Genomic DNA, 19,995 nt, shown 5'->3' on the forward strand with positions numbered 1-19,995 from the left:
ATGTTTCATTTTTGTCTCAAATTATAAGCAGGAGCATATCGTGACCATGGAACCCGGATTGCTCGGCCACAACTCCATAATCGGCTGCTTCAAACCGAAATGTTGGAACAGTCTCCTGTTATAAGCAGCTAAACATGTCAGAGTATGAATGGCGAGCGGGTGTGAAATGAACATTAAGCGAGGAGCAGCTAAAAAAAATGGCAGTGCAGATAAAAACTCTGCACTGCCATTTATGAATTTCATGGTGACAACTGACCCTGCGGCCATGGAATCAAAGCTCTTCCTCATCCTGATCCATCGTATATTTCACCTGCATGATGATATTCTGTTCGTGATCGCCAAACTGGCGGCCGAACAGATTCAGCCCTCCCTGATTCACGGCATCGGGCTTGATGCCGATGCGCAGCCGCAGTTTGGGGCTTGCGGCAATATTCAGCTGATCCAAAGTAACGCTCGATATCTTCTCCATATCCAGCGTCGTCTTCTCATCATCCACGCGCCATGTTTTGAGAAACCCGTATTGCGTTGCCCAATCGTACCACCAGTTCGGGTTCAGCTTGCCGCGGCGATCCCCGAAATCGCCGGGGCTTGTCCACATGCCGATCTCCACGCCATTGACCCACACCGAAATGTTCGAAGGCCAGTTTTGGTCATAATTCGGGGCCTCCGAACACATCTCCATGGACAGTTCAAGCGATTCGATTCGCGCTCCGGCCGGAATATCCATCGGCATCAAGTATTCCAGGTATCCCTTGCGAAGCCAGATGATCTGGGCATTCACGTGCTTGGGATGGTAGAAGCTGGCCGGCTCGTCTTCCTTAATGATGTATCCGTCCGCATTCGCCATTCCACAAGTAGGCGCTACTTCGCAATCGCTGTAATGGCCGATCGGCATATCGACTTCATAGACATGCGTGACTCCCTTAGGAACCGAATTTTTTAAATTCAACGCAAAATGAACATCATCATAATTACGGCTGCACACCTTCATTGCTCCTCGCGAAGCCGGAAGCAATTCCGTATTGATTAACTCGGCCGCTTCCAGCACTTTGATATTGCTCGCAACCGTCGAAACGGGAAGTTTGAGTTTCTCGGCGATTTCGATGATATTCAGGTTCTTGGAATTCAAGAGTCTCAGGATATCCACTCGGGAACGCGTTGACAAGGCATGAGCTACCGTGACCAGTCTTTCCGGGTCGTTAAAACCAAGTTCCAGCACTAATCCGCTCTCCTTTAAACATATTCATTACAATAATTTTACTTCTTAATGAAATGAAAAACAATCACACTGAAAAGGCTTACACAAGCTATTTTCCTGCCTCTTCCTATAAGGCATCGTATAGTCGGATGTAGAAAACCAGTCCCTTCCTAGCCAGAAATGGCTTCCGGGAGAACCGGAAGCCATCCATGATCGAGCTTGCAGCACTTCATTTTTCGGTTGACTAAGCCATCCGCTGGTCCTAATTCGCCGGCTTGATGTCGAAGAAGTCGATTTCTCCGTATCCTTCGCCTTTTGAAAAACGTATCGTGTTCACGCCGGCCTTTAACTGAATCCGCGCCGTGGACAGTCCCCAGTTCTCCCACCCTTTATTCGTAATATGGAACTTGTTGGCCGTTCCGCCATTCACGCTGAGCATAAGATGGGACCAATTCCCTCCGGCCGTTCCGTTCGCCGTGCGGGCCAGCAAAATGTAGTCGCCTGCGGACGGGGCATGCACCGAAAATTCCACGTAGCTCTCCGGCGTATCGATATGCCCCGCTTTCATGCCTCCCGAGCCGTTAGGGCTTTGGGATGCATAGGCGACGCCGCCGAACGTTCCCTCCTCACCTTCATAACGGGTGTGGGCCGCTTCGCCGGAAGGCAGCGCTATCGGAGCATTCGGATTCGCCGGCACGCCGAGGTTCGGCGTATGGTCGGCGTGCCATGTGAATTTCTGCGCTCGGACCTCACGGTTCCATCCCGCGTTGTTATACTTGGCGACATGGTATAGCATCCAGTCCTCCGTACCGTCGGGTGACTTGGTAAACGAATGGTGGCCAGGTCCGTACAGACCGTTGCCGGACTTGAATATCGGCTGGCTGCGCTTGGTCCATGAAGCCGGATTCAGCAAATCGCTGGTTGTGCTTGCCGTGATCAGGCCGAGGCAATAATCATTGGTCCAGCTTCCGCTTGCCGAGTACACCAGGCTGATGACGCCGCCGCGTACAATCACCTGAGGCCCTTCGTTAACATGCGGGGAATGATTCGTTTCCCAGCTGTGCGTAGGCCTCGCGATTTCGACGCGGCTTGAATCAATCGTCCAAGGGTTGCTCATATGGGCGATGTACAGATTCTGCCGCACATTGGTGTCCCCTTCCCAGCCGGACCAGATAAAATACAGCTGACCGTTAACCTGCAGCACCGTGCCGTCAATCGCCCATTTGTTTGTCGGGTCCGTTATCTGGCCTTTGTACTGCCAGGTTCCCTGCGTCGGGTCCGCCGACGTGTTCTCCATGACATACATGCGGTGGTTGACGTTATCCCCGTCATCCTTGGCATAGTAGATGTACCAGGCGCCATTGATGTAATGCAATTCGGGTGCCCAGATCCCGCAGCAGCCCGTTTCCACGACCCTCGTCGGAGCCGCGTCCACCGTGGTAAGCTGGGTGGACTTCCATATCGTCACGTTGCCTCCGGTCGTTTTCGTGAAGTAGTAAAAGCCGTCCGTGTGTTTATACACCCAAGGATCCGCTCCATCCTGCATGACCACGTTATAAAAGTTGTTCTGAAGTGTGGCCGCATGCGTCGCCTGACCCATCGGAAGAATAAGAAATGCGCATATCGTGAGCAACAATTTATTCCGGTAATTCACCTTCATCCTTTCGTCACGTTCCTTTCGGATAATGTGCAATCATACACCAAACATGGTACAAGCCTACTTCAAGATACCGGTCATAATGGGCCTTAATCCTCTATTGCGGCTTTGCGGACGTTAATGCGGCGGATCACTTCAGGATCGAATTTCGATCGTCTGTCATAGGTGTACAATCCGTTCACTTCTTGCTCCACGTCGTACAATTGGGTATAACAGAACCCGAACATCATGGGATGGTCCAGCAGCACGTTCGTTAAGCCCGCATAACGCTCCAGAAACGCTTCTTCGGATGTCGGCCTGTCGCCGTAACCCCAAGACTTCTCGTCTTTTTGGTCCGGATTCCACCAAATGCCGCCGTATTCGCTGATAAAATAAGGCTGGCCGCCATACTGCTGCCGATTCGGGAAGCTGTTGTATACCTCTCCACCGTTCTTCATCGGCTCATATCGCTGCTTGAACGTCTCCGGATTTTGGTCATAATCGTGGATATCGAAAATATCGGTCACCACATGGAAGTTGCCGCTCGTATCAATCACGGGGCGCGTCGGGTCCATTTTCTTCGTGACCTCGTATACAATGCGCAGCACATCGTTATTTTGCTTGGCGCCGTCCCGGTCCCACGTCTCGTTGAACGGGCACCAGCCGATGAGGGCCGGATGATTGAAATCGCGTTCCATGCCTTCGAGCCATTCGGGCAGGAAATGGGACAATCCCTCGGAAGTGGTAATGTCCAGCCCCCAATTCGCATGCTCCCCCCATACCAGATACCCTAACCGGTCCGCCCAATACAGAAAGCGCGGTTCAAATATCTTCTCGTGAAGCCTGGCGCCGTTAAAGCCCAGTCCCATGGAAATTTCGATGTCTTTGCGGAGATCCTCATCGCTTGGAGCCGTATAGACTCCATCCGGATAGAAGCCTTGGTCCAGCACAAGGCGCTGAAATACGGATTTGCCGTTGATGCGGAAAGCCATGCCGTCCAGCATGACGGTTCGGAGGCCGAAATATGATTGGACCGTATCGCTCGGCTGGCCATCTCCTTGCAGGGATAATTCCAGATCGTACAGCCTCGCCTGGCCCGTTTCCCACAAATGGACCTCCGACAGTGGAATGGTGAGTTTGACGGACGGCCCGGATACGACAGCACTTGCATTCCCTACCGCATTCCCCTCATACAAGGCGGATGCGGTCAGTTTATGGCCTGCTGCGTTCCCGTCGATTTTAATCTCGAGGTGGGCACAGCCATTATCCGGGTCACCCACCAGCTTCATATCGGACATATAAGCCTGCGGCACTTGCTCCAGCCATACTGTTTGCCAAATCCCCGTCGTACGGGTGTAATCGCAGCCATGCGAATAGAAGCGTCCGCTTTGCTTTCCGCGCGGCTGGCGTCCGGAACGGACATCGTCTTCCGCGCAGACGGTAAGGATATTCTCGCCCGGCTTCACATGCGATGTGATATCAAAACTGAAAGGCGTATATCCCCCGCGATGCGTTCCTACGGATACTCCGTTTACCCAGACTTCGGTTTCATAATCCACCGCCCCGAAGTGAAGCAGAATTCTGCCATTCCAATCCTTGGGGACCTCGAACTCCCGCTTATACCAGACCGCTGCCATGAAATCCTTATACTCAACGCCGGACAGCTTGCTTTCGGGACAGAATGGAACGGTGATCGTTCCGGACAGCTCATGTCCCGGTTCATGGAGTCCGCGCTCCTTCCCGCTCCGGCCATGGTCGATTTCGAATTGCCATGAACCGTTCAGATTGATCCATTGCGGCCTTACCCATTGCGGGCGAGGGTATTCGGGACGCGGTAGTGTTAATTGAGTCATGTCGAACTCCTTTTTATTATGTTTAATTGGGCTTTAGCCCCGGCTTTCCTTTACGTACAGCCGACTGGTCTCTTCCCAGATTTCGTCCGGCCCGAGACTGAAGCAGCCGATTTCTTCGGCAGGCATATCCATATTAGGGGCATTGACCAGGTTGATCTGCGGCTCAGGGCAAAAGAATCCCTCGGTCGCTTGGTTGTTCCAGATCATCCATTGCTTGTAGGAAGTGCCTACGTCATAAACCAGAGTAACCTTCCCGGCCTCATCGGTAAGCTCCATCCGGTTCCTTCCGTTCTGGGGCACGGCGGTATAGTGATTATCCATGCTTTCGAAGAACGGATAAACGCCTGCGCCTTGCATGGCCCGTTCATTCGCGGACAGCTCCTGATGGGAGCCGGTGGGCAGCATTCGCCCATCCAGCTCCCATCGCTTCAGGGCGGTCAGCTTTAAGCGGTAATCCCGGGCGTCGCCCCCCTCGGCAAACGGCGCGTTAACGGATGTATGAAACGCCAGCAAACACGGCATGGCTTCCGTGCCCATATTGGTGATCAATACCCGCTGAGACAATCCCTGATCGCTTAAGCCGTAGCGAAGCTGAATGCGGAACCGGAACGGAAAGTGTTCGAACACCGGATGCTGTTCATCCACGCGGACAGATACGGTCACATAAGCTTCCTGTCCGGTATGCCCGTATTCGTCCACCACCCATGGAATATTGTACAGGAATCCATGCAGATGATGGCCCGTCGCGTCTTCATTGACCGGGAGCTGATGGATTTGGCCGTTCCACCGGAACCGGCCGTCTTCATACCGGTTCGGAGGAAACAATACCGGAATGCCGTGAATCATCGGCCTTGCTTTGAATGCCGGCATTTCCTCCGGCGTCGGCTCATGCAGAAACCGGTAGCCCTTTTCGATGTCCCGAAACGCTATCAAATTGCCGCCGATATCCGGGAGCATGACCGCTTCATAAGCTCCTGCCCGCAGAAACACGGCTTTCTCGTTATGATATACGCCTTCATAGGCATTCGTCCCGCCCATTTCTTTTGCCTCCTATCGTCCCGTCATGATGTTGCGTATGGTTTCAAGCGGAGCCTTCGGCTTGCGGTCATACGTAAGCAAGCCGTTGATTTCCTGCTCAACATCCGTCAGCTGCGTGTAGCAGTATCCCTGGATCACCGGGGAAGAGAACATTGGATCCACTACGGCCTTGAGCCGGATCAGGAAGTCCTCCTCGTTCTCGGCTCCGGAATATCCCCAGCCTTCCCAATCGCTCTTCTTGAAGGCAATGCCGCCAAACTCCGACACCAGGATGGGTTGGCCCTCATAGGAAGCACCGCCGACGAATATCCTCCGGTTGGCCGGCATGGCTTCCACCGCCGACGCTGCTGTCGCATACCGCTTCTCCAGCACTTCCTGGCGGCTCTCATAGTCATGAATAGTGACCAGGTCCGTGGTCATATGCTCCCAGCCATCGTTATAAACAACCGGCCTGCTATCATCCAATGACTTCGTTAGATGGTACATGGCGAGCCCATGCTGCTGCTGGCGCTTATCCATCTGCACATTGGGAACACCCCAGCTTTCATTCAGCGGGACCCAGGTTATGATGCAGGGATGGTTATAATCCCGCCCGATGATCTCCTGCCATTCCGCCGTGAAACGGCGAACATACGACTCGGAATATTCGTACGCGTTGGCCGCCTCGCTCCATAACAGCAGGCCGAGCTTGTCGCACCAGTACAGGAATCTGGGATCCTCCGTTTTCTGGTGCTTTCTCACGCCGTTGAATCCCATTTCCTTCGCCAGCTCCACGTCGCGCTTCAAAGCCTCATCCGACGGCGCCGTCAGGATTCCCTCGGGAAAATAACCTTGATCCAGCACCAGCCGCTGGAAATACGGGCGATTATTCAGGCACAGTTTGCCGTTCTCGATCGATATCTTCCGCATTCCGAAATAGCTGGATACCTGATCAACGACGTCTCCATCCTGAACAAGGCGGAATTCGATGGTATACAAGTTCGGATGCTCCGGGCTCCACAGGCGTCCCAGGCCATGGTCCGTAAAATCGCTGAGGCCGATGGTCCGCTGCTGCTCCGCGCTTCGAATGGCATATTGATCTTCGGCAACACACTCGCCCTGATAGGATACGGTGATCTGCAGCTTGAGGTCCTCCGTCGCCTTGTAGCCTTCAAGGAAGGTCCGGATGCGAATTTCGTTGCGGTCGATATCGGGCGTCATCATCGTTTTGCCCAAGTGTACCGGGGATACCGGCTCCAACCACACGCTTTGCCAGATGCCGGTCGTACGGGTGTAGAAGATGCTTGCCGAATGCTCAAGCCAGTATTGTTTGCCTCGCGGCAGGGTGACGTCGCGGCTGAAATCTTCCGCCCGCAGCACGAGCGTGTTGCTTCCTTTCACGAGCGAAGCCGTAATGTCGGCCTGGAATGGCGTATGCCCGCCTTCATGCATGGCTACCAAGTGCCCGTTTACCCACACTTTGGCCAAATAATCCACGGCGCCGAAATGAAGCACGATCCTCTTTCCGTTCCAGTCCTGCGGAATTTCGAACGTTCTGCGGTACCACACGACATCATGAAAGGAAGGGTCGCCGATGCCGCTCAGCTTGCTTTGAAACGTAAAGGGAACGTTGATCTTCCTTGTAAAGGAAGCCTGCGATTCTGCCTGATGCCACCCTGCATCCTCGCCGATGGCTTCATCGTCAAAACTGAAATCCCATTCTCCATTGAGGGTTAACCACTCTTTGCGCTGAAACTGGGGCCTCGGATATTCGCTGCGAACCGTTTGTGCCTTGCTAACTTCTGTCGTCAAGATGCTGCTCACTCCTAATTATTCAGTCTCTCTATCTGCTTGTTTGAACGCCTAGCCTTTGATCGAACCGACATAAACGCCTTTCACGAAATACTTTTGCAGGAACGGATACACCAATAATATAGGCACCGTCGAAACCACGATCGCGCAATATTTAACCAGCTCCCGGAACGCGGTCGAGCTCTGGGCGCTGTTAATGACGACCCCGCCCGCGCTGCCGATCGTGGTGGCCGTTGAATCATTGGCGACCAGGATTTCCTTCATTAACAGCTGTAACGGGAACAATTCCCTATCCTTCAGCAGGACCATCGCGTTAAACCAGGAGTTCCAATTGCCGACCAAATAGTACAGGAAGATTACGGCCAGCGTCGCCTTCGACAGCGGCAGGATCACCGTGATCAGGATGTTGGCCTGGCTTGCGCCGTCGATCAGTGCCGCTTCTTCCAGCTCTCTCGGAATCGATTGGAATCCGGTCCTGAGAATGATGATGTTCCATGTGCTTAAAGCGGTCGGCAGAATCATGGCCCACAAATTGTTGTACAAGCCGATGTCCTTCATTAACAGGAACCAGGGAATCAGCCCTCCGCCAAAGAACATCGTGATCGTAATCATGACCATGATGTAATTCTTGAAATACAAGTCCCGCCTGGACAGCACGTAAGCGCCCAATATCGTCATGACCATATTGACCAAGGTGCCCAGCCCAACGTAAATGATCGTATTCAGGTATCCCCTGAGCAGGCTGTTGTCCTTAAACACCAGCTTGTAACCGTCGAGCGTGAATCCCAGCGGTTTGAACAATACCCCTCGATGAGCCACCAAAGCGCCGGGATCGCTGACGGAAGCGAACAAGATATGCAATATGGGATAAAAGCACACCAACGTTAAAGCGGTTAACAGCGTATAGTTCGTAAAGTCGAATACGCGGTCCCCGATGCTTTTATGCTTCCTGCTTCGTTTCACTTTGAGTTGCTTGATTTCCTCCATAACCTTCCCTCTCTCTTACCATAAGCTGGATTCAGATCTGCGCTTCACGATGGTATTCGTCATCCATAACAGCCCGAAATTGACGATGGAGCTTACTAAGCCGACGGCAGTGGAATAACTCAGGCTCGCTTCCCTCAAGCCCCTTCGGTAAACATAGGAAGCGATGACATCCGCCGTATCGTAGATCAAAGGATTGTAGAGCAGGATAATTTTCTCGTAGCCGGAAGCCATCAATCCGCCGATCGCAAAGATAAACAGAATGATGATGACCGGGCTGATCTGAGGCAGCGTAATGTACCACATTTTTTTCACCCTGCCGACCCCGTCGATATCGGCCGCTTCATATAACGAAGGATCGATGGAGCTCATCGCAGCCAGGTAAATGATGCTGTCCCAGCCGATGCTCTGCCAGATTCCGGAAAAGGTATAAATCGGCCGGAACAAATTGGAGTACCCGAGAAGGGACGAATAGTCTTTTCCCGTTATGAAGGAAAGCAGCTGCGTAACGACTCCCTCATTGGACGTAAAGATGTGAATGATCCCGCACACGACCACCAGTGAAATAAAATGCGGCATGTACGTGATGGTTTGCACGGTCCGCTTGAACTTGGAAGAACGGACTTCATTCAGCAGCAAGGCCAGGATGATCGGTGCCGTAAATCCAAAGACGATTCCCCATACATTCAGCAAGAGCGTATTCTTGACGACTCTCCAAAAATAGGGTCCTGAGAAAAAATCGATGAAATGCTTGAAGCCCACCCAATCGCTGTCCGCGAAGCCCAGCAAAGGCTTGAAATCCTTGAATGCGATCATGACGCCCCACATCGGCCCGTAGCAGAAGATCAAGAACCACGCCACGACGGGAAGGGCCATCAGATAGACGAACCAGTTCTTTTTCAGGTCCTTTTGAATCAAGCGTTTGGTATTCTTGGGCTCCGTGGGCGTCTGAACATGGTCTATTTCCTTGTTTTCCTGTAATATCTCCATGAATCAACCACCTGTTCTTATTATGAAAACTATCGTTGGTTATACCGATCCAAGGCTGCCTGATGGAGACTCAAGAATTCGTCCAGCCCCATGCTTTGCGCTTCCTTCAAAAATTTATCGTAAGCATCGACCGGCAATTCGCCCATGATGATCTTCGCGAAATATTCTCCGCGCAGCGTGGACAACTGGTTCCCAAGCTCGGCTTCACGCGAGGCTTCTTCTTTCGTAAACGTGATCGGCGGCATCGCCATGCTGGTATCCATGTTCTCCGTCCAGTCCTTGCGGATATCCCCGGAATAGCTGCCTTTCGCCGTGATCAACGGGTTGGCGTTGTGCTCGTCGCGGATATTCGGCCAGCTATGCCAGCGGTATTTCCAAAGCGTGACGTCTACCGGCTGACCGTCCGGATCATTGTACATGTAACTGTTTTCCGGATAATAAGGCATTCCTTGCTCATCCACCAAGTGCACGGTGCCGTACTCCCCGAAGTTGATCAGCTCCCAGCCTTTTTTGGAATAGTTGAAATCCAGCCATGCCATTGCAGCTTCGACATTTTTGCTCTGAGTAGTGATGGCTGCACTGGTTCCGGTTCTTTTGAAGTTTTTGTAGGTGGTCGCGGATTTGTCCCCTTTATTCAGAACAGGATTCAGTGCCCCCACGAAATCAATGTCGTTCTGCACTTTCCAATAGCTCCACATCGTATCCGGAGAATCCATCATCACGGCCGTATCGTCGGAAATCGCGCTGGCCATCCGTTGATTGAAATCGGCGGTAGCCCAGTCCCGATTCAGCAGGCCTTCCTTGTTCCACTTCTGCATCGTTGCGAGATATTCCTTGGCTTTCGGCTGTGCAGGCCCCCAAGCAGCCTTGCCGTTCTCGTCCACGAAGGTCCAATCCCATACGCCATATGCGCCATTAATAATGCCGGTAAAAATTTGGCCGTACGTCGAGCCGTAATTCAGCGGCGCCTTATATCCGACTTCCTTGCTTTTTTTCAGGAACTCATACCATTCGTCTATCGTGTTCGGGACTGGAAGTCCCGTCTTATCCAGCGCCTCCTGCTTGATCAGCATGCCGAACCAGGTCCATTCGGAATACGGCGCGATGCCGTAGAAGCCCAGCAGCCTGCCGTCGTCGGTCACGGTCGTTTTTCTTCTCGTTTCGTCCGAGTTGCGCCATGCCGTATAATTCGGAGCGTGCTTTTCCATCAGGTCGGTGAGATCGAGGTAAGCGCCATCGTTGACCCCTGCTTCGAAGCCTCCCGGATAACGGCCCGGGTCAATTATGATGTCCGGCAGCTCGCCGGAGGAGATCATCAAGGTAAAGGCATCGGCTTCCTGTCCGACCGGCGGCGTAATGAAGTTTACTTTGATGCCGGTGAGCTTCTCCACCTGCTTCTGAACCAAGTGATTATTCATATCCGGGATGTTGGAGTTGGCAGGCATCCAAACATCCAGCACCACATCGCCCTTTACCGGATATGCGGAATAATCGCTTGGAATGACTTCGTCAAATACATCTCCGAGGTATGTATCATTCAGCGTGCCGTTGACCTCATCGATTTGCTCCTGCGTCGGTGCTTTATTTCCGCGTATATCGCCGCTGATATCCTCGAACGTCACCTCATTCTTCTCTACTTCTTCCTCTTGGGTTACGGTGTTGTCAGGCTTGTCATTTGCCTTGCCGCTGCAAGCGGTTACCGTCGAAATAATCAGGATGGATATGAATAACAAAGTGAAAAAACGCTTCATCGTTCCGTTCATGCTTAACCTCCCATGATATGAATAATTGCGAGCACCCCGCCGCTGCGCTCTAGAGGATCCCATATGCCGTCGTTATTCAGGGGGCGTCCGGTTTTAAGGCTTTTATCTGTCTTTTTTAATCCTTCGAAGCTAGTGTCTCCTTGTGTCAAGGCATCTTCATGTCTTTGAAAGCCTTTGTCTCTTCTAATTGGCAAAATCCCGTTTCTGCTCCATCAGCTTCGCTTCATGTTCAACGCTTCATGTCTTTTCAGGCTGAAGCATGACAAGGGTCATTCGCGGTCTAAGCACCTCCGCCCTGACACGATCCTCTTCATCATGGCCATTGGATATGGATCCCCTTTCACATGTGAAATTGATGAGACTGACAGCTGTTGCACATCCATTTAATACAATTATTCTGTATCTTTAACCGAAGTATAAGCATACAACCCCATTCTGTCAACGCTTTCATACATGAATTTCGTAACTAAATTTGTGTATTATCCAAAAAAATATTTTGATAATGAGAATAACGGGAATAATGAGATGCAAAAAACTCCTTTTGAATTAAGGAGTTTTCATGAAATTCCGTTATTTTTATATATTTCGCCGTTCCGTCATACTTGTGCATCTCTTCGTAATAAACCCCCATTTATTACAGATATATTGTAATAAATGGGGGTTTATATAGATCAAATCCTATGGTTATTCGCTTACACCAGCTTGGCACAACTCGCTCTCAACCATGTTCACTCTACAATCCCTTGCATGATCGGGAGGTTGTGAATCCGCGTACATTATTCTCCGGACGGTTTGGCCAAGGCATCCGACTCGCCGGCCGGTACGCCGAAATCCGGAGTTCCATCCGGCTTCCAGCCGAATTTCTGGATGCGGGTCGACCGCAAGGCCGTCTCGACGCCAGGCGCGGGCAGCGCATGGTAAACGATCCAATCCTCCTTGCCGTCCGGCGATTGCGTGAAGCTATTGTGACCGGTCGCGTACACTCCGTTTTCCACGCTTTTGCAAAATACGGGCTGCATCGATTTGGTCCAGGATTCCGGATCCATCGGATCCCCGTTTTCTTCCATCGTGAGCATGCCCAGCGAATAATCCTCCGACCAGGTGGTGCTGGCCGAGTACACCATAAAGATGCGGCCGTTCCGCCGAAGAATGACCGGTCCTTCGTTAATCGCCATTCCGCCTTGTTTTTCCCAGGACAGGGTCGGAGCCGTGAGCAATACATGGTCCCCCGTCAATGTCCAAGGGTTCGACATGCGCATGATGTAAATCGCTGACCCGTAATCCGGGAAATGGCCATATCCGGCATACAGGAAATAAAGCTGGTTGCCTGCGGTCATGACCGTGCCGTCCAAGCCGGGGACGGGGGTCGGCAGCGCGCCTTTCCATGCCCATTGTCCCTCCATCGGATCAGCCTCGGCGTTCTCCAGCACGCATATTTGGCGGGACTCATCCCCTCCTCCGTCATTCGCCGTGAAATAGATGTACCATTTGTTGTCCAAACGATGAATTTCCGGCGCCCATAGGTTATGGCTGTACCTTCCCCCGGGTTCCGGAGTCCAGATCGTTTTCTTCCGTCCTTCCGCAAGGCCGGTTAAGGTTGCGGATTGCGTCAGCTCCAGATGATCGCGTTTCGTCGACATAAAGTAATAATAGCCGTCCGTATGCTTCCATACCCAAGGATCGGCTGCCCGGTCTACGATCGGATTGTTGAATGTTGGTCCATTCACCATCTTCGAATCCCCCTTATCCCTTGACATTCCTGGTTTTGATCAACACTACGGCAATTCAACCCTTGACTCACTTGAGCTCCCCCACACCTCCCGCAAAAAGTTAAACCCAATCTTACTGATGTCTTTCAGCCTTGTCTATACGCAAATTTACGAGGTTTATCGCGTTAGATTATGTGACATCGGGAAGTGGGAGAAATATGAATAGGGAGCATCTAAGCTTCTATAGCCATCTTGGAAGCCGCGGTATTTCGATCTGTTTGATGGAAATTCGGGAGGTGCTGCACAATCAAAAAAGCTGACCCTAACGGATCAGCTTTATCTTTTTCTTGATATCGATCTCGCCAAACGAAACCCGAGATCCTCAATCCGAAACGTCGGGTGGCTGCGGCGGCGGCATGTCGCTCCGCAGCCTCTGGCTTCTTCGGCCCAGCTCCCTCCGCGGAATACTCTGTAGGAGCCGTATACATTCGGATCGTAAAGATCCCAGCACCACTCCCATACGTTTCCGAGCATATCGTAAAGCCCCCACGCATTCGGCCGCTTTTTGCCCACCTCATGCAGGACGCCTCCGGAATTCCCTTCATACCAAGCGATGTCGTCAAGCTCTCCGTAACGGTAGCCGAGACTCCCGGCTTTGCACGCGTATTGCCATTCCGCTTCCGTCGGAAGGCGGTATCCGTCCGCCTCCTTGTCACAAACGAGGGATTCACCGTCATCCGTTACCGAATAACATTCGTTCAGGCCTTCGCTCCGAGATAACATATTACAAAAGAGAATCGCTTCATGCCATGATATATTCACGGCTGGGGACTCCATCAAGTCATCGCATCCGGATGTCTTTGGCATGATTGAGAAATACAACGCCTTCGTTACAGGGACCGATGCAAGCTGAAATGCAGGCACTTCCACCGTCCACGAGGACTTTATGCGGTCGTCCCTTAATTGAACTACGCCTGCTGGAATGTTCACCATCGAAACCCCTTTTGGATCAAACCCAGATACCGGCAACGATCTTCCTCCCGTACTCGCTACTTAGTTATTCCATTGCTTAAACGTTCAATCCCCTGCTGTTCACTGGGCAAGAAAAAGAAATCGTGGCCCTTATTGCATTCGTAAATAAAATCTTGAAGGCTTTGGCTTGGATAAACCGAAAAGTCTCCAATGATCGCCATTTTCACCTGATAATTGATAAACTTCTGGAGAATGTCGCCTGCAAGCCGCGTCTTCAAATCGAAGAAAGACTCGCTTATCAACGATTGATCCATCACAATGCGGCGGCTGTCCGTTTCATATTGCACGGTGGCCACGAGATCCAGGGCCGACTGGACATCCTTAATCAATACCTCGCTGCTGCTTACGACAGCAATCGTTCCTCCATCGGTTTCAACCTTCGTGATATTCATCAAACTCCTCCTCTATTGATAAGTCTTCTTACATAATCCTCACATATGTACCGGTTATCCTCGTCCTTGTCGGGCGGAACCTTCGCTACTCTAAAGAAGCTAAGGCCAATAACCATCGCCATCAAGCCATAGGCGGCACTGTGGGAATCTTCAACCGACATCTGCCCCGTCCGGTTACCGTATTCCATAATCTTGGCGATGCCTTGGAGATCGCGCTCGTAACTCTTGGATGCAACTTCCTGCAAATGACGGTCCAGCATGGCTTTTGAAAAAAACTGCACAAAGAGCTTGCCTTGATCCTCATAGGGGATAAACATCTTGTCGACTCCGTCAAGCTGCGAAACATTCAGCTTCTGATCCGTGTCCTCGCTGAACGGAGGGAGCATATGCTGCAGGACAACCTCCATCATTTCCTCGGCTGACATGGCAGGCTCAATGCCTGATTCGATCTTTAGCCCATAGTAGGCCAGGAACGACTTGAAGGCTTCGGTCGTCAAATGATCCTTATTCTTGAAATAATAAGTGACCACTCCCTTGGAGCAGTGTGCATACTCGGCAACCTTATCCAGCGTCATCCCTTCAATTCCATGCAAGCTGATGCAGGTTAACGTGGCGTTAATGACGTCTGCCCTGCGCTTTTGTTCCATTCCCAATTTGGGCATCACTTCTCACCTGACATCTTGATTTTATTTATACTGAACAGTCGGAATAAAAAAAGTGTACACAATGTTGATTCACGCTGTCAATAAACATTTATTTGGCTGGCAGCTGGCTGCATGGGGCAAATCCTAAGTTTCTCCTACGATCTCTCGCCAGCTGCTGTATCCATCGAAGCAATAAGATTCTGGTTGAAGGATATTTCGCACGAGGCGGACACGCCCGCATCTTTTTAAAGAGGAGCATTTGTAGAGAACCTGTATAGCTATTGTAGAGAATTTGTAGAGCATGCTTTGTTATTCTGATTTCCGCTTGTCAAAATATGTTCTTCCATGTCATGAAGGCCGCTTTGGGGCAGGTTCGCTTGAGATGCAAGTACATGTCGGCACACAAATCAAAAAGAAGGAGGATGATCATTTTCATGAAAAAATCCGGAAAATTCGGATCCTTGTTTATGGTGATCTGTATGCTCGTTGCCACGTTTCAGCCTTTGACGGCACCAGCCTATGCGGCGGCGGCACCCGAGGACAAATGGGTCACCTATAAACTTGATGATTTCAGTAATCCCAAACAGGTCGGATTATTCTCGCTGAACGGCCAGGCCAAAGTGATGCAAGACAGTAAAGGTCGCGATATCCTGCGTCTGACCGAGGCACAAGGAAACCAGTTCGGTACGGCTTTTAACAAAAAGCTGATCGCGGCAGGGAACAACTATTCCTTCAGCACTTTTTTCAAGTTCCGCCTGAACGGGGACAATCGCACCAACTCTCCTGCCGACGGCATCACCTTTACCATTCAGGCACAATCCAACAGTGCGGGTGAAGTCGGCGTGGGCATTGGTTATGGGGGAATCAAACCCAGCTTTGCGGTGAAGTATGATACATACAAGAACCCGAGCCCGGTCAATGATCCATCCGCTAACTACATCGGACTTGCAAAAAACGGTAGTGTGAACAATACCAATCCCGATTGGTATACAACGAACCTCAATGGCATTACGCTGTCTGGGGGAGAAGATCTATACTCCTGGATCGACTACGATGGACAAACCAAGGTCGTTAAGGTTTACCTCAGCAAAGATGCTACGCGTCCGACAACTCCCGTTCTGGAAACAAGCAACATTGACCTGGACGAAATCTTTGCCGGATATCCCGGCGTTTATGCCGGATTCACCTCCGCCACCGGCGGCTCGATGGAAACCCATGATATTCTAGGATGGTATTTCACGAACGAATTCGAGCCGATCGATACGGCAAATCCAGGCTATGTCTACAAACAAGCTCCAACCGACGTCAGAATTGAAGTCGTTCCTACCTCTGAGCCTGGGAAGTATGAAGTGGTAGGAACCGCGCTTGATGTAAACGGCCATCCCGTGGAGGGAGCCCCGATTACCTTCTATTCCGAGGAAGGAGTATGGACTTCTCCATCCCAATCGACCAATAGCCAGGGACAAGCTACGGCCATTCTGGATTTTGGCGATAATCCTCCATCGGGAGAGATAAAGGTTGTGACGGTAGGTGGAGCTTACGCTACGGTACCGAAGGCTCCGGTCCTTTCATCAGGTAATACACCTGCGACAGCTAATGAGCTGTCGTGGAACACTGTAACAGGAGCTACTTATTATAGTCTTTATAAGGACGGTGTCCTGCTCGACACGAATATTCAGGTTCCCTCGTATACCTTAACGGGGGCAGATCTGGATGAGATCTCACAATACACTGTAACGGCAGTTATATCTGGACCGGCCGGTACGATCGAGACCCTTCCATCTAATCCAGTTACTTTAGGGCTCTACTTTGATCTGCCAGAATACAAACTCAATACGAGTCCTCTTGCACAAAACTACACGCATCCTACGGTGGTCACGTCTGTTTATGAGACCGGTAGTAGAGACGTTACCCTGGAGGTAACGGAGTTTACCGTTAAAAATCCACTGGTAGCTACGATAAGCGAAGACGGTTTACTGACGGCAGTAGGTGCGGGCACCACCGTAATCGAGGCCGTATATAACGGTAAGACCACTCAATCCATTGTTAAAGTAAGCATCGATGCTCCGGCATTAAGGGCCGAACACGTTCATGCAACTGGAGCCGAATTATTGTGGAACGCCGTCCCGGGCGCTCAAACGTACAACATCTATGATGCCAACGGACAGCTAATCGCCGACGGATTGACAGGCACTAGCTATGTCTTGTCCGGCCTGAAGCCGGAAACGAAGCAAAGCTATGTCATCAAAGCCGTCAGCAACGGCATTGAATCTGCTGCTTCGCCGCCCGCGGAAGTAGCCACGCCGGTCTCCGGCCTGCGCGATCTGTTGATCGATCCGGCAAGCGTCACGCTGCAGACCGGTGATCAGCACACGCCTAAGGTAACGGCGGTTTCCTTGGATGAAAGCATTCAGGATGTAACAGGCAAAGCCACATATACATCTTCCGATGAAAAAGTGGCCACGGTCGATGCCAATGGCGTCGTTACCGCCGTAGCACCAGGCACGGCCATCATCACGGCTACGCATGACGGCAAATCCGTCACGCAAACCGTCCATGTTCATGATCAGGCATTATCTTACAACCTGGATGTAACCGTGACCCCTGAAGGCGTACTGGCAGACGGGAAGTCTACGGTCACGGTTACCGCTAAGGCTACCGATTCCAAGGGCAACCCGGTTTCTGGAGTACCCGTGGTCATCACATATGATTCTGGTAAAACCAAGACGGTGACCACCAATGAAGAAGGGATTGCCGTATGGACATACGAACCTTCGGTTTTAACGGACACGACGCCGTTATACGACATCGTCGTGGCAGAGATACAGGATCCCGGCACAGGCACAACCGTTCAAGCAAGCAAAGGGGTTCATTACTTCCCTGCCGCCATTGACGGCATCGTTGTGGATCAAATCACAGGCAAACCGGTAGCAGGCGCAAAAATTATCGTGGAATCCGATTTCAACAACGACGGAATTCCTGATTTCTCGGCTGAGGTAACGACCGGCGAGGATGGCTCGTACCAGATACCGGTTCCGCGCGGCAACTATACCTATGAGCTGAATATCGAAACTCCGGTTCAAATCGGTGGGCGTGATTTTACGTTGACTCATACCAAAGAGGTTACGATCGGTACAGTGCAACCTGGCCAAACGATCAAACCTTCGAACCTGCTGAGAGGTCAATTATTCGTTGCTTCCGCAAGCGGAGCATCCAACCCGGACACCATTGGGGATATCCTCGGCAGCGGAAAAGCCGTTGCACTGCTTCAAGGCTTGAACGGCAGCAGCTTTAAGCAGCCGCTCGCCGTCGCCAATGACGGAACGTTCTCGCTGGATCAAGTCCCGCCGGGGAAATACCAAATATCCTACCAGCTTGAACTGGCGGATGGAACGGTATTGGCAGGTCCTGCTTCCATCTTGGACGTGGATATGACCCAAGACGGACAGACCGCGATCGTATATTCCCTGATAGATCCTTACGGCATCATCACGGATGCATCGACAGGAAAAGTGATTAGCGGCGCAGACGTTCAATTGTATTGGGCTGACACTGAGCTGAACCGTCAGAAAGGACGGGTGCCGAACACACTCGTATCCTTGCCTGCACTGGCTGGGTTTGCGCCTAACCAAAATGCCAATCCGCAAATTTCCGACGCGGCTGGCGAATATGCATGGATGGTATATCCGGAAGGCGATTATTACATCGTCGCGAAACGAAGCGGCTATTACACTTATGACACTCGGGTTTCCAAACCGAATGCCCCAGCCGTTAACGGTTCCGACAGTTATATCCAAGACGGGATCATCCATGTGGGACAGAGCATTATCGCATTTGACTTTGCTATGCAGCCAGTACCGTCCTCAGGTAATGGCGGGGATTCATCCGGATCGGGTTCTTCTCCATCAACGCCGCCTTCAAGTCAGCAGGGCGATGTGACATTGAACCTGTCCACGGACAAGAAACAAGTCCAAGAAGGCACGCAGTCGACCATTACCGTCGATTACGCTAACCGCACCAACGCGGCATTACGTGATGCATCGGTTCAAGTTACCCTCCCTGAAGGCGCCGAAGTCGTGAATGCTCACGGCGGAAAGGTTGAAGGCAGAACCGTAACCTGGAATGTGGCTCATCTCCCTGCCGGAAGCACCGGCAGCTTCAAACTGGACATCAAGTGGGGACAGATTGCAGCCAAAGAGATTCAATATGAAATCATCGGACAGCTTACGGCAGGTAGCAGCAAAAAATCCAATAGCGTCCATGTTCAAGTATTCTCTGACCGGTTCGGCGATCTCCAGCATCAGCGTTATATTCTCGGGTTCCCTAACGGTAAATTCCAACCGTCCAATACCTTGACCCGGGCCGAGCTCGCTGCAATCGTTGCTCGTCTTTCGGAGAAAACCGCAGGTAACGAGAACTCAAGCTTTAACGATATTCGAAAAGGACATTGGGCGACCGATTACATTCGAATCGCGGTATCCCAAGGATACTTCAACGGTTACGCAGACCATACGTTCCGTCCGGATGCACCAGTCACTCGCGGAGAACTGGCTGCGGTGCTGGCCCGTTTCCTGGACTTGGACACATCGGCTTCCGTAAATCGCCATTTTACGGACATCGAAGGAAGCTGGGCTGCCGAATCCATTGAGGCATTATATCGCAACAATTTGCTATCCGGTTATCCTGGAAACACGTTCCGGCCGAACAACCGCATCACGCGGGTCGAAGCCGTCACGTTGATCAACAAAGCGTTATACCGTGGACCTTTGACGGGATTGGAGCCGCTCTTCCCTGATGTAGCAGAAACCCATTGGGGTTTCGGCGATGTTCAGGAAGCAACGGTTTCTCACCAGTCCACTCGTAATTCAGACGGCGTTGAGGTTTGGGTTTCCACGCTTAAGGATAATGTGAAGTAATAATACTCTCCCTCATAGGGAGGATGCTGTCGATCATCAAAGCATCCAA

The 19,995-nt window shown here is 51.5% G+C and carries 13 protein-coding genes; 1 reads left to right on the forward strand and 12 read right to left on the reverse strand.

Annotated elements, in window-relative coordinates; genetic code table 11:
- Positions 1–271: 271 nt before the first annotated feature.
- The 12 genes from MHI43_RS24220 to MHI43_RS24275 all read right to left on the reverse strand — a co-directional run bounded on the left by MHI43_RS24220 (position 272) and on the right by MHI43_RS24275 (position 15,048).
- A complete protein-coding gene (locus MHI43_RS24220) occupies positions 272–1,219 on the reverse strand; it encodes an ArsR family transcriptional regulator (RefSeq protein WP_015736855.1) in 948 nt (315 codons plus the stop codon).
- A gap of 241 nt (positions 1,220–1,460) precedes the next feature.
- On the reverse strand, positions 1,461–2,858 hold the full coding sequence (locus MHI43_RS24225; protein ID WP_015736856.1) for a family 43 glycosylhydrolase: 1,398 nt from the start codon (positions 2,856–2,858) through the stop codon (positions 1,461–1,463).
- A gap of 86 nt (positions 2,859–2,944) precedes the next feature.
- Entirely contained in the window at positions 2,945–4,687 is a 1,743-nt protein-coding gene (locus MHI43_RS24230) for a sugar-binding domain-containing protein (RefSeq protein WP_015736857.1), read from the reverse strand.
- Positions 4,688–4,720: 33 nt separating this feature from the next.
- Positions 4,721–5,725: an aldose 1-epimerase gene (locus tag MHI43_RS24235; protein WP_015736858.1), complete on the reverse strand. Its 1,005-nt coding sequence runs from the start codon at positions 5,723–5,725 to the stop codon at positions 4,721–4,723.
- A 12-nt stretch (positions 5,726–5,737) separates the two neighbouring features.
- Positions 5,738–7,516 (reverse strand): glycoside hydrolase family 2, encoded by a 1,779-nt coding sequence (locus tag MHI43_RS24240; RefSeq protein ID WP_036660042.1) that lies wholly within the window; start codon positions 7,514–7,516, stop codon positions 5,738–5,740.
- A 51-nt stretch (positions 7,517–7,567) separates the two neighbouring features.
- A complete protein-coding gene (locus MHI43_RS24245) occupies positions 7,568–8,503 on the reverse strand; it encodes a carbohydrate ABC transporter permease (RefSeq protein WP_015736860.1) in 936 nt (311 codons plus the stop codon).
- 15 nt (positions 8,504–8,518) lie between these two features.
- Positions 8,519–9,490 (reverse strand): ABC transporter permease subunit, encoded by a 972-nt coding sequence (locus MHI43_RS24250; protein ID WP_036660039.1) that lies wholly within the window; start codon positions 9,488–9,490, stop codon positions 8,519–8,521.
- 29 nt (positions 9,491–9,519) lie between these two features.
- On the reverse strand, positions 9,520–11,253 hold the full coding sequence (locus MHI43_RS24255) for an extracellular solute-binding protein (protein WP_015736862.1): 1,734 nt from the start codon (positions 11,251–11,253) through the stop codon (positions 9,520–9,522).
- 776 nt (positions 11,254–12,029) lie between these two features.
- Entirely contained in the window at positions 12,030–12,983 is a 954-nt protein-coding gene (locus MHI43_RS24260) for a glycoside hydrolase family 43 protein (protein WP_036660036.1), read from the reverse strand.
- Between the two features lie 315 nt (positions 12,984–13,298).
- The gene (locus MHI43_RS24265; protein WP_186326472.1) at positions 13,299–13,955 is read right to left on the reverse strand and encodes an SUMF1/EgtB/PvdO family nonheme iron enzyme; all 657 of its coding nucleotides are present in this window, start codon (positions 13,953–13,955) and stop codon (positions 13,299–13,301) included.
- 56 nt (positions 13,956–14,011) lie between these two features.
- Positions 14,012–14,386 carry a DUF4180 domain-containing protein gene (locus MHI43_RS24270; RefSeq protein ID WP_036660032.1) on the reverse strand — a complete coding sequence of 125 codons (375 nt, stop codon included), beginning with the start codon at positions 14,384–14,386 and terminating at the stop codon, positions 14,012–14,014.
- Positions 14,386–15,048, reverse strand: coding sequence for a TetR family transcriptional regulator (locus MHI43_RS24275; RefSeq protein ID WP_015736866.1), 663 nt, complete (start codon positions 15,046–15,048; stop codon positions 14,386–14,388). Before MHI43_RS24275 ends, MHI43_RS24270 begins: the two co-directional genes overlap by 1 nt.
- 416 nt (positions 15,049–15,464) lie before the next feature.
- On the opposite strand from MHI43_RS24275, the gene MHI43_RS24280 reads away from it, so the two are divergent.
- On the forward strand, positions 15,465–19,946 hold the full coding sequence (locus MHI43_RS24280) for an S-layer homology domain-containing protein (protein ID WP_036660264.1): 4,482 nt from the start codon (positions 15,465–15,467) through the stop codon (positions 19,944–19,946).
- Positions 19,947–19,995 lie beyond the last annotated feature (49 nt).

It is taken from the genome of Paenibacillus sp. FSL H8-0457 (assembly GCF_038051935.1).
In the GTDB taxonomy this organism is placed as follows: Bacteria; Bacillota; Bacilli; order Paenibacillales; family Paenibacillaceae; genus Paenibacillus_AQ; species Paenibacillus_AQ lautus_A.

Excerpts from the sequence above, each read along its gene's own strand:
- MHI43_RS24225 (WP_015736856.1), bottom strand. The coding sequence starts at position 2,858 with ATGAAGGTGAATTACCGGAATAAATTGTTGCTCACGATATGCGCATTT.
- MHI43_RS24230 (WP_015736857.1), bottom strand. The coding sequence starts at position 4,687 with ATGACTCAATTAACACTACCGCGTCCCGAATACCCTCGCCCGCAATGG.
- MHI43_RS24235 (WP_015736858.1), bottom strand. The coding sequence starts at position 5,725 with ATGGGCGGGACGAATGCCTATGAAGGCGTATATCATAACGAGAAAGCC.
- MHI43_RS24245 (WP_015736860.1), bottom strand. The coding sequence starts at position 8,503 with ATGGAGGAAATCAAGCAACTCAAAGTGAAACGAAGCAGGAAGCATAAA.
- MHI43_RS24250 (WP_036660039.1), bottom strand. The coding sequence starts at position 9,490 with ATGGAGATATTACAGGAAAACAAGGAAATAGACCATGTTCAGACGCCC.
- MHI43_RS24255 (WP_015736862.1), bottom strand. The coding sequence starts at position 11,253 with ATGAACGGAACGATGAAGCGTTTTTTCACTTTGTTATTCATATCCATC.
- MHI43_RS24260 (WP_036660036.1), bottom strand. The coding sequence starts at position 12,983 with ATGGTGAATGGACCAACATTCAACAATCCGATCGTAGACCGGGCAGCC.
- MHI43_RS24265 (WP_186326472.1), bottom strand. The coding sequence starts at position 13,955 with ATGGTGAACATTCCAGCAGGCGTAGTTCAATTAAGGGACGACCGCATA.
- MHI43_RS24270 (WP_036660032.1), bottom strand. The coding sequence starts at position 14,386 with ATGAATATCACGAAGGTTGAAACCGATGGAGGAACGATTGCTGTCGTA.
- MHI43_RS24275 (WP_015736866.1), bottom strand. The coding sequence starts at position 15,048 with ATGCCCAAATTGGGAATGGAACAAAAGCGCAGGGCAGACGTCATTAAC.
- MHI43_RS24280 (WP_036660264.1), top strand. The coding sequence starts at position 15,465 with ATGAAAAAATCCGGAAAATTCGGATCCTTGTTTATGGTGATCTGTATG.